Consider the following 13,955-nt stretch of genomic DNA (forward strand, 5'->3'; position numbering starts at 1 on the left):
AGAATCAGTAAACCAGTTGGGCCTGACCGCAGGCGAGTCCGAGGTCGTGGACCGTGCTTACGCCGATCTGGACACCCAGCAGTTGCAGTACGGGAATGAGCAGTGCGTCGAGCGAACTCAGGATCGGGCTAAGCACCGTAACAATCCCGCTCAGCAGAGGTGCGACCAGCCCGGTGACGTCGATACCCGCGACCGTCGCATGAAGATTGGTCCCCATCGAATTTGCCACTTGGGTGAGCAAACCGGCGGTGGCCGAGCCCACGGCGTTGGTGTTGACGGACTGGTAGGCGGTGCTGCTGTTCGGCACGCCATTGAAGACGAGCGGCGTCGGACTGCCTTTGAACTGGAGGTTCAAACCGGACGAGGATCCGACCGACACGCTGAGTGCCGTATAACCCAATGCGTTCACGTTCGCGATTTGCGCCGGCTGGTTACACTGGGCCGCGGTCGTCGTATTGGTGAAGTTGCTCGATGCGTCGCCGCCTATGCAAAGCGTCGCAGGCAAGGGCGCCACTACAATCGTGCTTTGACTGGTGGCCTGCTGGGTCGTACACGAGGTGCTCTGCAAAACCGCGGTACCGCCGGCGGCCTCGATATAAGCCGGCAGATTCAGCGCGCTGATGGTGACGATGCCCGGAATGCCCAGATTCAACAGTTTGACGTTCAGATACACCTGAACCTGAGCGGAATGCGCGCTGGTGCGCGGCGTGCCGTCCGCATTGTTCCCCGCCTCGCCCACCGCGATCACCGGCGGCTGGATAACCTTCGCCTGCGCCGTGACGCTGGCGAGCGCCCCCAGATTGAGCGCCGCACCGAGATTGATGGCGGACGTGCCATTGGCGATCTCGGCTGCTGCCAAAAGCGTATCGAGCAGATTCACGGTCGCGCTCGCCGCCGCCTGGGGATCGCTCAGCGCCACCGCCAGGAGGCCATTCGTGGTCGAGTTGTTACCGAGCGCGACGTTCAGGCCGGACGGAATAGCCGCCTGAATTGTGCCCAGATCCGTAATGGCGGTCGCACCTAAGGTTGCACTCTTGCCGGCGGCAGTAATCATCGCCGACACGAGTGTCGAGAGCGACACCTGCGTGCCGAGCAGTTGACTCATTGAACCGACGCCGAGCGCGGTAGCCAGGTCGCCCAGTTTGATCTGGGTTGTGGCGAGACCTTGATACGACACCGCACTGAGATTCAGGTTGGCGCCGGGCAGCAAGGCGTTCAGCAAGCCATTCAGCACCCCTCCCGACAGTGTCGCCACCGCTGAGGTCAACGAGAACGACCGAATATTGGTAGCCTGAGCCGTACCGACAGCCTGTACCACCCGCGCCGGACCGAGAAAAAAGTAAGGCACGGTCTGACTGACCGTGACCTGTACCGCGTTCATCGGCGCGCCACTGGTCGCGAAATACGACTGACCGGCATTGACCGACGGATCCCAGCGGCCGCACACCACGGTCACCGTCGCGCCGCTCGGCAGACCATTGCCGGTCACAGCATTCTGTTGCGCCGAGGTGGTAGCGGAGCTGCAGCCGCCGCCATTGCTGACGGTCTGCGCACCAGCCGCCGCCGCCAGATCCGCAGTACGTTGCATTGCCCGTCGAACGAAGAAGACATTCCCGACGTCGATCGCCCCCAGCGCCGCCACGGCAACGGCGAGGCAGAGCGCCGCCATCACCATGGTCACGCCGCGCTGCCGGCGCAACGGCGAGCCGGCCGTGCCGCGGCGACGGCGCGCAAAGCGCCGGGTTTCAGAGGTAGATGATTCGGAGACCGACATATCAGTTCTGTGGCGTCGGGCCGCCCTGTGAGCCGCCCCCGGTCGAAGCACCGATCGAAGAGCCGTAAAAATCGGGAATCTTCGAATTGAACGACTCCAGATAGCGCTTATAGGCCAGGTTCGCTTCCGCGCCGAGCATCGGCCGCACGGGTGCGGCCGCCGCGTTGCTGCGCTGGAGCGCGCGCCACTGGTTCGTCGCGTGGCCGATTTCGCTGTTCGGCACGGCCTGTTGTCCGGCTTCACTCTGCGCATGAACCGCATTCGAGCCGCAGACCGTCAGCAGCGAGAGCGCGACTAGCGCTACCGGCGCGAAGCCCGATGCACGCCGCCGTTCTCGTTTCGTTTGTTGTGTCGTCATAAACGCCCCCTTCACTGCCTCTTATTGTGAGAACCGCTGCAGCAACCGCGGCGCCGGCTCAACGCCTTGCGCACTCGCGATCGGCGCGTTGCTCGAATCCCGCGAATCCTGTTGCAGTTGCACCCTGCGTTGCTGCGCCCGTCCGGCCGCGGCGACCTTGTCCGCATCACGGCGGATCGCCGCGCGCACACCCGGGCTGAACTTCTGTTGATCCATTAGCGTCGCCGCGCGCCCTGTGTCGCCATCGGCCAGCAGATACAGCACGACATTGCTGATGATCTTCGGATTGCTGTGGTCGAGTTGAGCGGCTTTCATGAGCGGCACCCGTGCGCCGTTGATGTCGCCTTCGCGCAGCTCCGCGTAGCCCAGATCCGACAGGGTCGCCGGGTCGGTCGGCGCGAGGCGGGCTGCGTCCTGCAATTGCTGGACCGCGCTTCCGAAGTCGCCCGCCGCGCCGGCAATCAGGCCGAGTCCACGGTAGCCGCGGGCGGCAAGCGGCGTTTGCAGCAGTTTCGTATAAGCCTCCGCCGCTGCTGCCGGCTGGTCGGTCATGCGCAGCGCGTCCGCTCGCATCAGAATCGTGTCGGGCTGCGCGCCGTATTGCTTTTCGAAGGCATCGATATGCGCGAGCGATGCGTAGTACAGGCCCTGCGCCTGCATCCGCCCGATCAGATCGAGGTACACGCTCGGTGTATCGGGCGCAGGGTCGCGGGTCGCCTGCTGAATCTCCGCCTGACGTTCGGCCTGCGGCCCGACGCCGTAACCCGGCAGCGTCGACCCACAGGCGCTGAGCAGCGCAAACGACAGCACCGCAGTCATACGCCGGTTGAACCGCGCGAGGCCCAACCGTCGGGCCGCGGGCGCAGTTCGCGTTGCAGCGGGTGCCGGTCGCGCAATGGGGTTCGAGGTCATGTCGTCATTCATTAGCATTGCCTATCGTTTGGTCGCGTGGAGCGAGTTCGTGATGGACAACACGCCCGGCCCCGCGGTGACGATCAGGAGCGCCGGCAGCAGCGTCATGATCATCACGCCTGTCATCTTCACCGCAAGACGTCCTATGCGCTCGCGCAGCGTGGCGCGCCGGGCCTCACGCAGACGCTCGCAAAACTGCTTCAGCGGTTCCTGCACCGCTCCGCCGTGGCGATCCACCTGCACCAGCAGCCGCACGATCGCGCGCAAGTCTTCGTTGCCGTAGCTCGAAGCGAGCCTTTGCAGCGACTGCTCGCGGGTTCGGCCGGTTGCGAAATGACGCTGGGCGATTTCCAGCTCGCTCGACAGCACCGGCAGCACGCCACTGAAATCGGACACCATCACCTGCAGACTCTGATCGATCGACAAACCGACACCTTGCAGCAGGCGCAGCAGGTCGACCAGCATGGGCAATTCGTCGACCACGCCGCGCCGGCGTCTGGCCGCGCGTCGCTGAATGAAAAATTTCGGCAACATGAAGCCCGCGATCATCGTGCCGATCAACAGCGCAAAATACTGCTCGCCGGCCAGATGGCCGCCTGCGAGCGTGCCGGCCAGCAACGGCAAACAGGTCGCGAGGCCGATTCGCGCGAAGAGAAATAAGCCGCGCGCCCGCGTATCGACGAAGCCACATTGCTCGAGCATGCGCCGGTCTTCCACCGCGACCAGTTGCCGCCCCAACGGCGTATCGAGCCAGCGAATGCCGGTGTGCGCGAAGCGCTCGACCAGCGCCTTCAGTCCCGTCGCCGGCGCAAGTTTCGGTACCTGCTCACCCGCACCGGCATCGCTGCGCCTCACCGAAGCACCTGCGGCAGTGCGCGCCGCATTCTGCTGGGCGCGTTCGTTGAGCGCGTTCGACAACGTCCGCTCTCTACGGCGCGTCGCCGCCAGTTTCGCGATCACCAGGGCGGCCAGCAAGAGCAACGCCACGGCAGCCAGTGCCAATGCCAGTGCGGCGACACGATCAGCGCGCATCAGCCCCCCCTCAGCCGCGTCAGGCGGTAAAGCAAAAAGGCGCCGGCCACTTGCAGCCCAAACGCGAGATACACCAGCTGACGTCCGGACGGGTCGAACCACATCGCACCGAAATAGCCCGGATTGGTCAGCATCAGGAAGCCGCCGATGCCAATAGGCATCAGCGCAAGAATCCATGCCGACAGGCGCGTCTCCGCCGACATCGCGGACAGTTCGCGCTCAGCCTGTTCGAGATCGCGCATGAACGAGGCCATGCGGTCGAGCATGACGTCCGCGCGACCGCCGTACTTCACCGACAGGCGCAATACGGCACCCACCAGTTCGAGTTCACGGGCGCCGTACAGCGTCGCTGCCTGCGAAAGCGCACGGTCGATCTCGACACCGCCGCGCAACATCCGCGAGACGTCGTCGAGACATTCGCGCAATGCCCCCTCGGTGGTTTGCATCGCGCCCTGGAACGCTGCCGGCACGCTGTTACCCAGCGTGATGAGTCGCACGATGCCGTCGAGAAACGACGGCAATTGCCGCACAATCGCCAGACGGCGCTTCTGGGTGCGCATCGACACGATGAACGCCACAAAACACACGCAGGCGAGCAGCGTCACCGTCGCGGCCAGCCAGCCGCCCTCGCGGGCCGCCCAGAGGCACAGCCATACCGAAACCACGGCGACGATAATGATCGGTGTGCGCGCATTCGAAATCCCGGCGCGACTCATTACGTTGCCGATCTGAAAGCCCACCTTCGCCTTCAGATACGCCCAGCGGGTCCCTGCATCGGCACCCGCCTCGGGCGCGCGCGGTGCCATGCCGCCATGCGCGAGCGCCTGCGCACGCGGCGCAGCGGGACGCGCTGGGCTGACGCCGCCCGGCACCGTTGCCGCCATCCGGCTGTCGATGAACCGTTCGGTGCTCACGCGTTCTTCGCGGCGCGCCCCGCGCTGCAACAGCAACAACGCGCCGGCCACGCACACCAATGCGATCGCCGCAATGAGCACTGCACCGCTAGACATTGAAGCCACCGCCAAAACCGCTGAACCGGCCCACGGGTTCCTGCATGCCGCCGAGCGCCTGCCGGAAGCGCGCCAGCTTGGGCGAATGCGGATGGATGCCGAGCGAGACCCACTGGTCGATCTCTTCGCCATCCTGATCAACTACCGGCTCGTAGCGATACAATTCCTGCGTCGCGATGATGTTGTCGGACAGCCCCGTCACTTCGGTAATGGACAGAATGCGCCGGCGCCCGTTCGAGAGCCGCCCGATCTGCACGATAAAGTCGATCGCGTTGGCGATCTGCCGGCGCAAACTCGATTCGGTGCCCTGAAAGCCCGCGAAGCCCGCCAGCATTTCGAGCCGGTACAGACACTCGCGCGGCGAGCTCGCATGCACCGTCCCCATCGAACCGTCGTGGCCGGTGTTCATTGCCTGCAGCATTTCCAGCACCTCGCCGCCGCGCACTTCGCCGACGATGATGCGATCCGGGCGCATCCGCAAGGTGTTGCGCAGCAGGTCGCGGATCGACACCACGCCCGCGCCGTCGAAGCCACCCGGGCGGCTTTCGAGCCTCACCACGTGAGGATGGTTCAGCGACAGCTCGGCCGTATCCTCGATCGTCACGACACGCTCGGCTTCGGGGATATGAAAAGCGAGCGCGTTGAGCAGCGACGTCTTGCCCGAACTCGTGCCGCCCGAGACCAGTATGTTGCAGCGTGCGGCTACCGCCGCGTCGAGCAGCGCGCCGATTTCCGCGTTGTACGTACCGTTGGCGAGCAGGTCGTCGGGACGCAACGGGTCCTTGCGGAATTTACGGATCGAGACGATCGGACCGTCGATCGAGAGCGGTTCGATCACGACGTTGACGCGCCCGCCGTTCGGCAGGCGCGCGTCGACCATCGGATTCGATTCGTCGAGCCGCCGGCCGATCGGCGCAAGAATGCGTCGCACGATACGCAGCAGATGCGCGTTGTCGGCAAAGCGCACCGGGATTTTCGTGAGGATACCGTGGCGCGAGACGTAAACGTCGTTGTAGCCGTTGATCAGGATGTCCTCGACCGCCACGTCGTTGAGCAGGTCCTCGATCGGGCCGAAGCCCGCCAGTTCCTTCGTCAGCGCTTCGGCAATCAGCCGCACCTCGCTCTCGTTGATCGGAATCCGGCGCAGCCGCACGAAGCTGTCCATTTCCATATCGACGAACTGGTTGATCGCATTGCGCGACCAGCGGCCGAACTCCGCGCCGAGTTCCTCGATACGCGTGAGCAGATGTTCGTGCGCCGCGTTCTTGATGTCCTGGAACTGCTGGCTATGCGCGAATGAAGGCGCGTCGTCGGCAAATTCGATGTCTTTAGCCATCGTCTATGACCGCTTGTTGGAGGTTGGAATAAAGCGCTTGAGCGCGCCGAGTGCGGACTTGCCGCGCGCCTGCGCCGCGGCGCTCGCCACTCCGCCAAGCCGCTCGACGAGCGGCTCGAGTGCGCGAACGTACGGGTCGCGGGGCGCCGCGTCGATCAGCAACTGCCCTTGATTGACGGCCTGCCCAAGCGGCACGCGCCGCTCGGGCAGCGTGCCGAGCAACGGAATATCGAGGCGTTGGGCAATCTGCGCCGCGGTGAGGCCGAGATCCGGATCGAACTTGTTGACGAGCAGATGCACGAGGCTTACGTCCACGCCCTCTTCCCGCAAGGCGTCGAGGATGGCGACCGCCGAGACGATCGACGCGACCCCCTGATCGCACAGCAACCACGTTTCGTCCGCCGACTTCACGACATGCGCGATGAACTCGGTATTGCTGAAACCGCCAAGGTCGACGATCTGCTGGTCGAAGAATGCTCGCAAGCGGTTGAACAGGCTGATCGAGCTGGAGTACGACACTTCGCGCATGTCGGCCAGATTCGGCGGCAGCGAAGTGAGCGCCATCCCGCTCGAATGATGCGACAGCGCGGTGTGAACGAACGTCTGGTCGAAGCGGCGCAGATTGCGCACGGCTTCGACGAAATTGAATTCGCTGCGCGTGTTGAGCAGCAGTGAACCGTCGCCGGCCGGCAAGCCGAGGTCGAAGAGCGAGGTCTGGCGCCCCTGCGCCACGTCGCGCCGGTGCAGCATGGCCGACAGATTGGCGGCGAGCGTGCTCACGCCCATGCCGATCCGCGCGCCGATCAGCACGGTCACGTGACCGTGCCGGCTAACCGGCTCGACGAGGTTGTCGATGACCTGGCGGGTGATACGCAGCGCGTCTTCCGCCGGCGCCGACAGATCGACGAAATCGCGTACGCCGACGCGCAGCGCGGCAAGCGCACTCTCCGGCTCCGAGAGCGACCCCACTGCGACGATCTGCAGGCCCGGATAGGCGGCCCGTGCCGCACTGGCAGCGGCACTCGCCGCCGCAGCGCGGCCGCCGGAAAAGTCGACGAAGACCAGCGACGGATTGAGCGTCGCGATGCGCTGGGTCAGCATCGCCGGATCGAGCGTCACCTGTTCGACCGCGCCGGCTGCCACCAGCGTATCGCCCAGCCATTGGACGTGCGCGTCGACAAGCGACGCGAACACGAAATAGTCGGTGGTTATCCGGTCAGTCAATGAATGCGTTCTCGCGTTCATATGGAACATCCTTTGGCGGCCGACGCTTCAAGGCCGCCGAATCGTACTGCGCACTGCCACGGTTGACCTGCGCACTTGCGCCGGCCTGCCTGCCCTTCCGGTTCGCCACACCACGCGAGACTCGCCGCGTCGCATGGCGCCCCCCCTTCACTTCGAGAAGCCCGGCGCCGCATCCGGCGACGCGATGCCACCCAGCACCGAACGCCACACCGCGCCGTCACGCTGCTCGGACTGCTCACCCGGCGTCGCGGGCAATGCCGCGCCCTTGGCAATCGGCGAAACCAGATGTGGGGTCACGATAATGACCAGTTCCTTGTCGTTCTGCGAATAGCTCACCTGCTTGAAAAAGGCGCCGATGATCGGCAGATCGCCAAGCAATGGCACTTTCGACACATTCGAAATCGTCTCGCGGTCAATCAGGCCGCCAATCAGGAAGCTCTCGCCGTCGCCCAGTTCGACGGTGGTATCGGCGCGCCGCGTCGTGATGGCCGGCACCGACACGCCATTGATCGTGATGGCGTTCGTAAAGTCCAGTTCGCTTGCTTCCGGCGCGACCTTCAGGGCGATGCGCTCGGGGCTCAGCACCGTCGGCGTCAGCATCAGACCGACGCCATACGGTTTGTATTCGATCGACACCGTACCGAGTGCCTGCGGCACCGGCACGGGGATTTCGCCACCCGCCAGAAAACTGGCGCTCTGCCCCGACAGCGCCACCAGCGTCGGTTCGGCGAGAACCCGCGCGAGGTTGTTGCTTTCCATCAGGCTCAGGTCGGCACCGATACCGTGCGTGACCGAGTTGAACACCAGGTTGAAGGCCGCCGCGATCGGCATGGTCGAGTTGAACGACGGTGTCGACCCGAAGGTTGCCGAACTCAGCGACGAAGGCGTAAACGAGCCAAACGTGAAGCCGTTGTTCTGCTTGAGGATGTTCAGCCCGATCTGCTTCAGTACCGAGCGGCTGAATTCCACCACCCGCACGTCGACCTGCACCACCGAACGGGTCGCCACGGTCGAGGCGTCCACCACGTTCGCGTCTGTGTCGCCGGTCGCGCCCGCGCCGGACGAGCCGCCCTTGGCGCCACCTTTACCGCCCGCACCGCTATCCAGGCCACTGCCGAGCGCGGCGGCGTGAGCACGCGCTTCGACCTGCGCCACCGCTACCGCGCGTTGATGCTGCTCCATCGTCGCCGCCGAGCCCGAGATCAGCGCCGTGTCGCCCATCGTTTTCACGTTCGGCGTGCCCGGCCCGAGCAAGGCGCCCGATGCCGTCGCCGTCACGTTGACGGTGTACGACAGCGGCGTGTCACGATTAGGCTCCCATAGCATCAGGTTAGTCGTGCCTGGCGATTTGCCGATCAGCAGCACACCGCCACGCTTGTCGCCCCGGATAATCAGTACATCCGCCACCGTCGGGTCACCAATCGCGATCCGCTGCAGGGTGTGGCCGAGCGCCAGCGATTGTTGCGAGCCCACCGTGATGGCGACCGTCTGCGGCCCATCCGCCGCATGGCTGGCCGGTGCCACGGCAAGCAACGCCATGCCGAGCCACACTGCTATCCCGTATGCAAAAATCCGTTTTTTCATATTGTTCTGGACGCATCCGGCCGCCCGCTCCCTGGAACCCTATCGGGCGACCGATTCGGTACGCCCACCCCGTATGACTTCAATATTGTCGTTTGCCGCCACCACGCGCGCGGCAGGTTTCACCAACCGCGGCGCCGTTTGCGGTCGTGCGGATGGCTTGCCCGCGCTGCCTGCATTACCCGCCAGTTCATCGAGCCCCACGCCGGCTGCGGCGCGCGTCGACGCTTGCGCATCATCCCCAGCCGATGCATGCGAGGAAATCTTCAGGACCCCTTCGGCCGGTGCAAAAGCGCCCGGATCGACGACTTCCTCATCCTTAGGATTGCGTAGCGCCAGCACGAGGCGCCCCGAGGTTTCAGCAAGCGTCAGGTTATCGATCTGCGCCACCGGGACTGCAAGCACCGCCGTACGCACCATGCCGTTGGCGTCGCCCGGGTTGTCGGCGCCTGGTGTCGCATTGCCGAACGCCAGCACGCGCACTTTGGACATCAGCAGGCGGGCCTGACTGCGCTCCACTTCCGCGCCACTCGCGCCGTTGCCCTCACGTTTCAACGTGAAGAACACATCCACCAGGTTGCCCGGCCGCAGACGATTGCCCACTGCGTTGCTTTCATCGACCCGCACAGCCAGAGCGCGCTCACCGGGTTCGATCCGTTCGGCGAGTCCCGACGACAGTTGCGCTTCGAGGACCGGCGCGTCCGCGCCGATGTCCGCGGTCGGCACACGGCCCGTCAGCAAGGACGGATCGCCGAACGCGCCTTCCGGATTGATCGGCAGTGACTGGACGCGCAACGCATCGACGGTGATCGGCTTGCCGGCCGGCAGTGCGCGCGCGGCCACCACGACGGGGAATGTGGCTTGCGCCACCGGCGTGACGGGATGAACCGCCGGCTGCCGCGACAGCGTCCACGCAAAGATGCCAAGCAGCAGCGCGAGCGCAATCAGGGCGCCTGCCACGATCCGGGTCAGATTCGGCATGACAGTTCACCAGGTTGTTCGAGCGCACACCGGCCCGCCGACGACACAGGCCGCCAGGATGCGACAGCAAAGGAAAGAGCCGGCACGCGCATTAAAGTAGGTTTTCCGGGTTAAGTTGCACGGTCGCATTGCTCACCAGCGAAGCAGGCAACACAAAACTGGCGAGTGGCAAGGTCGGTACCAGCGGCTTGCCGGCGTAGTTGTAGGTGAGCGTGACGTTGACGCAATCCATGGTTCCGTCGTAACTGCACGGCGCCGAACTCGATACGCAGGTGGTCGAACTGATCAGCGATGTCACCACCCCTTTTGCCGCCGTGCAGGCGGCGGACGTGCGCGCGGCCAGCGCGTTCCCGACACTGCTTGCCACCTGATAGTTGAGCGCGGCACGCGCGCCTTCCTCCGCGGCGAGGGTCAGGTTCTGCTGTGCGACGAAGATCAGGCTGTAGGTGATGATTCCGTAAAGAATCACGAAGAACAGCGGGAACACCATCGCGAATTCCACTGCGGCAGTCCCACGCTCGCGGCGCGAGCACGAGGCTGCAACCCGCAAGGCGGGACACGAAATCATGTAATAAGGAATCCGATTCATCTCACACCCGCAGCAAAAGCCTGCAGGCCCATCCACGCAATGGCGGGCATGGTCAGACAGGCGGCATACGGTGTTGCACGCTTACCCTGCAGCTCGAAGGTGGGGGCTCCACGGCACGCTATCGTGGCAAGCCGGGTCCGCGTGGACACCAGCAACCAGATCGCATGACAGCCCGCCAGCAGACTCGCGGCGATCCACAAGCCAACCAGCGCATGCATGCCGCACCATGCGCCGAGCACCGCAAAAATCTTGACGTCGGCCCCGCCCATCACGCCCAGTGCGAAGAACGGCAACAGCGCGCATAGGCCGACGAGCGTGCCTAGCGCCGCGTGCGCAAGCGAAATTCCGAATGGACCCTGATCCAGTGCGGCGCATGCAAACGCCGCGACCAGTCCGGCCGCGACGAGCGCGTTCGACACGCGTCGTGCGCGGCAGTCGCACACCGCGACGACCGTAGCCCAGACGGCGAAGAGGGAATCACTAAGCAGATTCATATGGACTCGACGGGCGACATAAACCGACGCGGGTCGCAAGCGCAACCCGCATCCGTTCCATTGGCACTATTCACGCGAGACGCGCAGATTCAGCCGATACGCATGACAAAATCCGCACGCGTCGCGCTCACAGAAGCCGGCAGCGCCAACCCGCAAGAATGAGTTAGCCGCCGGTGGTAGGCAACGCCGAGACAATCTGGGTGAAGACACCTACCAAAGCGGTTTTTACGCTGGTTAAGCTGGTGGCAAGGAGAACTGCGATCAGCCCGGCGATCATGGCGTATTCGATTGCCGTGACCCCTTTGTTATCTCTCAGGAAGCTGATGGTGAACTTTTTCATTTTCGCCCTCGGAACTGCTGTATTTCGATTGTATTGATGCTGCTCTTGATGACGATGTAGTCAGTGCCGTGATCGATGATTCTCTCGTTCATCGACCCGGGTCTTTTGCACTGCCACAGCCTGTTCATCGCAGCCGGCTTTAAAACCACAAATTACATTTGGCCGTCTGTTCGATATCGCACCTCCCGACTCAAACTTTGATGCTCCCGGCTTTTATAGCCTACGAACCATTTTTAAGCAATTGTCCGTTGTTGCGCGGATGCCATTGTGTTTGGAGCGATCTGTCTACTTAGATTAACGGCACTTCGTGCGTTGCAGCACATAGGACTAACCATAGGTTAGATTCGCTCCACTAATTATCCGTTTCAACAGAGTGTTTGAAGCAACGCGTCACCGCACGTTACGCATCCCACCGTAACGCCGAGTCCGGATCGTTACGTTACGCCCGCCATAAAACCGTTTTCAATGACAGGCATTTACGCCTGATTCTGATTCGATAAGCACTCCATCAATCGCCCACAAATCTATACCGCGTATCGCTTTCAGCCATTCAAACCGAAATGGTTGTGTATTCAACAGCTGAAATGGCACGGGTGTTGCAGAGATAGGCACGCAGCACTATCCAACAACAGATGCGATTCGAGGGTGACATGACCATTCAAACGACTAACCTCACGGTACGGGCAACTTTTATCGCGGCAACGGTGGCAGCCATGCTGTCGCTGAGCGCCTGCGGCGGCTCGGGAGCCTTGAGTTCGGGGACTGGAAGCAGCGGTAGCGGCAGTGACGGGGGCGCACTGTCGACGACGAGCGGTGGCGGTTCGACCACTGGTGCAACGTCCGGCGGATCGAGCGGATCCGGTTCGGGCACCAACCCGGGTGGCGGGTCCACCACGACCGGCGGCGGCTCCACCACCACGGCAACTGCGAATGCGCTCGGCACCGTGGCCGGCAACGCGGGTAACGTCGTCAGTCACGTCGGCTCGACCGTCTCGGGCGTCGGTTCGGTCATCGGTTCGCAATCTCTGCCGGGCGTCAGCGCGGCAACCACCCAGGCCGCGGCCGGTGTCGTGGAGAACGTGGGTGCAGCCGTCTCCACTCTCGGCAACGGCGTCACCGCAGGGTTCGGCCAGCTCGGCACCGGTGGCAATGCGATCGGCACGACTGTGTCGAGCGTCGGCGGCGCGGTCGGCAATGTCGGCGGCGCAGTCAGCAGCGCCGGCAATCTCGTGACGAGTCTCGGCAGCGGCCCGCTCGCGCCGCTCGCAGCCGTGACGTCACCGCTCGGCGGCGTGATCGACACGCTCGGCGGTGCCGTCACCAAGGGCGGCGGCACGCTGACCACCGCGCTCTCGACCGGCCCGGTCGAACAGGTCACTCAGACGCTCAGCACCGCCATCACGCCGATCACCTCGATGGTGGCCTCCACCACCGAAACCGTCGGCTCGGCGACCGGCCTCGGCGCCCCGCTCAGCGGCGTGCTGTCGACGGTCGGCGGTGGCCTCGGCAAGGCCGGCTCGGTGATCGCATCGACCGGCGGCAACCCGATCACGACTGGCCTCGGCAATGTCGTCACCAGCACCGGCACGACGGTGACGTCGGTGGGCGGCCTGCTGACCGGCGGCAGCAGCAACCCGCTCGCGCCGTTGACCGGCCTGCTCGGCAGCCTCGGCTCAGCCGCCGGCGGCAGCACCGGCAGCGGTCCGCTGGCTCCGCTGACCGGCCTGCTCGGTGGTTTGAGCGGCGTCGCAGGCGGTACCTCGGGCAGCAATCCGCTCGCTCCGGTTACCGGCCTCGTCTCGAGCCTGACCGGCACATTGAGCGGTGCAAGCGGCGGCAGCAGCAACCCGCTTGCTCCGGTCACCGGCCTCGTCTCGGGCCTGACCGGCACATTGAGCGGCGCAAGCGGCGGCAGCAGCAACCCGCTCGCGCCGGTCACGAGCCTCGTTTCGAGCCTGACGGGGACGCTGAGCGGCGCAAGCGGCGGCAGCAGCAGCGCGCTCGCTCCGGTCACGGGCCTGCTCTCCACGGTCACCGGCACGCTCAGCAGCGCCACGACGACAGCCACCAGCGCGACCAAGAGCACCAGCACGACTACGACCGCTTCGACGGGCCTCATCGGCGGTCTGACGTCGACCAGCGGCAGTGGCGCCGCGGGCAGCCTGCTGTCACCGGTGACATCGCTGGTTGGCGGTCTGCTCGGCGGTGTGACGAAAAAGTAATCAGGTCCGCGAGAGGCCGCGCGTGCGCGGCTTTTCGCTTCACCTGAGCTGAGCCGCGCCGCTCAGAAACGGTTGCACCGG

At 64.5% G+C, this 13,955-nt stretch carries 13 protein-coding genes; 1 reads left to right on the plus strand and 12 read right to left on the minus strand.

Annotated features, from left to right (window positions below; all coding sequences use genetic code 11):
• Positions 1–4: 4 nt before the first annotated feature.
• The 12 genes from P3T43_RS11545 to P3T43_RS11600 all read right to left on the minus strand — a co-directional run bounded on the left by P3T43_RS11545 (position 5) and on the right by P3T43_RS11600 (position 11,652).
• Positions 5–1,774 (minus strand): TadG family pilus assembly protein, encoded by a 1,770-nt coding sequence (locus P3T43_RS11545; RefSeq protein WP_429281170.1) that lies wholly within the window; start codon positions 1,772–1,774, stop codon positions 5–7.
• A 1-nt stretch (position 1,775) separates the two neighbouring features.
• On the minus strand, positions 1,776–2,132 hold the full coding sequence (locus P3T43_RS11550; RefSeq protein ID WP_429281171.1) for a DUF3613 domain-containing protein: 357 nt from the start codon (positions 2,130–2,132) through the stop codon (positions 1,776–1,778).
• Positions 2,133–2,153: 21 nt separating this feature from the next.
• Positions 2,154–2,951, minus strand: coding sequence for a tetratricopeptide repeat protein (locus P3T43_RS11555; RefSeq protein ID WP_429281294.1), 798 nt, complete (start codon positions 2,949–2,951; stop codon positions 2,154–2,156).
• 114 nt (positions 2,952–3,065) lie between these two features.
• Complete coding sequence (locus P3T43_RS11560) at positions 3,066–4,076, minus strand: type II secretion system F family protein (RefSeq protein WP_429281172.1); 1,011 nt, start codon at positions 4,074–4,076, stop codon at positions 3,066–3,068.
• Positions 4,076–5,086 (minus strand): type II secretion system F family protein, encoded by a 1,011-nt coding sequence (locus P3T43_RS11565; RefSeq protein ID WP_429281173.1) that lies wholly within the window; start codon positions 5,084–5,086, stop codon positions 4,076–4,078. The genes P3T43_RS11560 and P3T43_RS11565 overlap by 1 nt, the downstream gene beginning before the upstream one ends.
• Positions 5,079–6,422: a CpaF family protein gene (locus P3T43_RS11570; protein WP_429281174.1), complete on the minus strand. Its 1,344-nt coding sequence runs from the start codon at positions 6,420–6,422 to the stop codon at positions 5,079–5,081. The genes P3T43_RS11565 and P3T43_RS11570 overlap by 8 nt, the downstream gene beginning before the upstream one ends.
• Before the next feature lie 3 nt (positions 6,423–6,425).
• Entirely contained in the window at positions 6,426–7,667 is a 1,242-nt protein-coding gene (locus tag P3T43_RS11575) for a fimbrial protein (protein WP_429281175.1), read from the minus strand.
• Between the two features lie 147 nt (positions 7,668–7,814).
• Positions 7,815–9,251 (minus strand): type II and III secretion system protein family protein, encoded by a 1,437-nt coding sequence (locus tag P3T43_RS11580; RefSeq protein ID WP_429281176.1) that lies wholly within the window; start codon positions 9,249–9,251, stop codon positions 7,815–7,817.
• A 39-nt stretch (positions 9,252–9,290) separates the two neighbouring features.
• A complete protein-coding gene (gene cpaB / locus P3T43_RS11585) occupies positions 9,291–10,229 on the minus strand; it encodes a Flp pilus assembly protein CpaB (RefSeq protein ID WP_429281177.1) in 939 nt (312 codons plus the stop codon).
• Between the two features lie 91 nt (positions 10,230–10,320).
• Entirely contained in the window at positions 10,321–10,797 is a 477-nt protein-coding gene (locus P3T43_RS11590) for a TadE/TadG family type IV pilus assembly protein (RefSeq protein ID WP_429281295.1), read from the minus strand.
• Between the two features lie 17 nt (positions 10,798–10,814).
• Positions 10,815–11,312, minus strand: a complete 498-nt coding sequence (locus tag P3T43_RS11595; RefSeq protein WP_429281178.1) for an A24 family peptidase — start codon at positions 11,310–11,312, stop codon at positions 10,815–10,817.
• 163 nt (positions 11,313–11,475) lie between these two features.
• Complete coding sequence (locus tag P3T43_RS11600) at positions 11,476–11,652, minus strand: Flp family type IVb pilin (RefSeq protein ID WP_429281179.1); 177 nt, start codon at positions 11,650–11,652, stop codon at positions 11,476–11,478.
• A 650-nt stretch (positions 11,653–12,302) separates the two neighbouring features.
• Between P3T43_RS11600 and P3T43_RS11605 the strand changes: the two genes are divergently transcribed.
• Positions 12,303–13,874, plus strand: coding sequence for a collagen-like triple helix repeat-containing protein (locus tag P3T43_RS11605; protein WP_429281180.1), 1,572 nt, complete (start codon positions 12,303–12,305; stop codon positions 13,872–13,874).
• Positions 13,875–13,955 lie beyond the last annotated feature (81 nt).

The organism is Paraburkholderia sp. GAS41, assembly GCF_050436545.1.
In the GTDB taxonomy this organism is placed as follows: Bacteria; Pseudomonadota; Gammaproteobacteria; order Burkholderiales; family Burkholderiaceae; genus Paraburkholderia.

Excerpts from the sequence above, each read along its gene's own strand:
- P3T43_RS11595 (WP_429281178.1), bottom strand. The coding sequence starts at position 11,312 with ATGAATCTGCTTAGTGATTCCCTCTTCGCCGTCTGGGCTACGGTCGTC.
- P3T43_RS11560 (WP_429281172.1), bottom strand. The coding sequence starts at position 4,076 with ATGCGCGCTGATCGTGTCGCCGCACTGGCATTGGCACTGGCTGCCGTG.
- P3T43_RS11600 (WP_429281179.1), bottom strand. The coding sequence starts at position 11,652 with ATGAAAAAGTTCACCATCAGCTTCCTGAGAGATAACAAAGGGGTCACG.
- P3T43_RS11570 (WP_429281174.1), bottom strand. The coding sequence starts at position 6,422 with ATGGCTAAAGACATCGAATTTGCCGACGACGCGCCTTCATTCGCGCAT.
- cpaB (WP_429281177.1), bottom strand. The coding sequence starts at position 10,229 with ATGCCGAATCTGACCCGGATCGTGGCAGGCGCCCTGATTGCGCTCGCG.
- P3T43_RS11550 (WP_429281171.1), bottom strand. The coding sequence starts at position 2,132 with ATGACGACACAACAAACGAAACGAGAACGGCGGCGTGCATCGGGCTTC.
- P3T43_RS11555 (WP_429281294.1), bottom strand. The coding sequence starts at position 2,951 with ATGACTGCGGTGCTGTCGTTTGCGCTGCTCAGCGCCTGTGGGTCGACG.
- P3T43_RS11605 (WP_429281180.1), top strand. The coding sequence starts at position 12,303 with ATGACCATTCAAACGACTAACCTCACGGTACGGGCAACTTTTATCGCG.
- P3T43_RS11580 (WP_429281176.1), bottom strand. The coding sequence starts at position 9,251 with ATGAAAAAACGGATTTTTGCATACGGGATAGCAGTGTGGCTCGGCATG.
- P3T43_RS11565 (WP_429281173.1), bottom strand. The coding sequence starts at position 5,086 with ATGTCTAGCGGTGCAGTGCTCATTGCGGCGATCGCATTGGTGTGCGTG.
- P3T43_RS11545 (WP_429281170.1), bottom strand. The coding sequence starts at position 1,774 with ATGTCGGTCTCCGAATCATCTACCTCTGAAACCCGGCGCTTTGCGCGC.
- P3T43_RS11590 (WP_429281295.1), bottom strand. The coding sequence starts at position 10,797 with ATGATTTCGTGTCCCGCCTTGCGGGTTGCAGCCTCGTGCTCGCGCCGC.
- P3T43_RS11575 (WP_429281175.1), bottom strand. The coding sequence starts at position 7,667 with ATGAACGCGAGAACGCATTCATTGACTGACCGGATAACCACCGACTAT.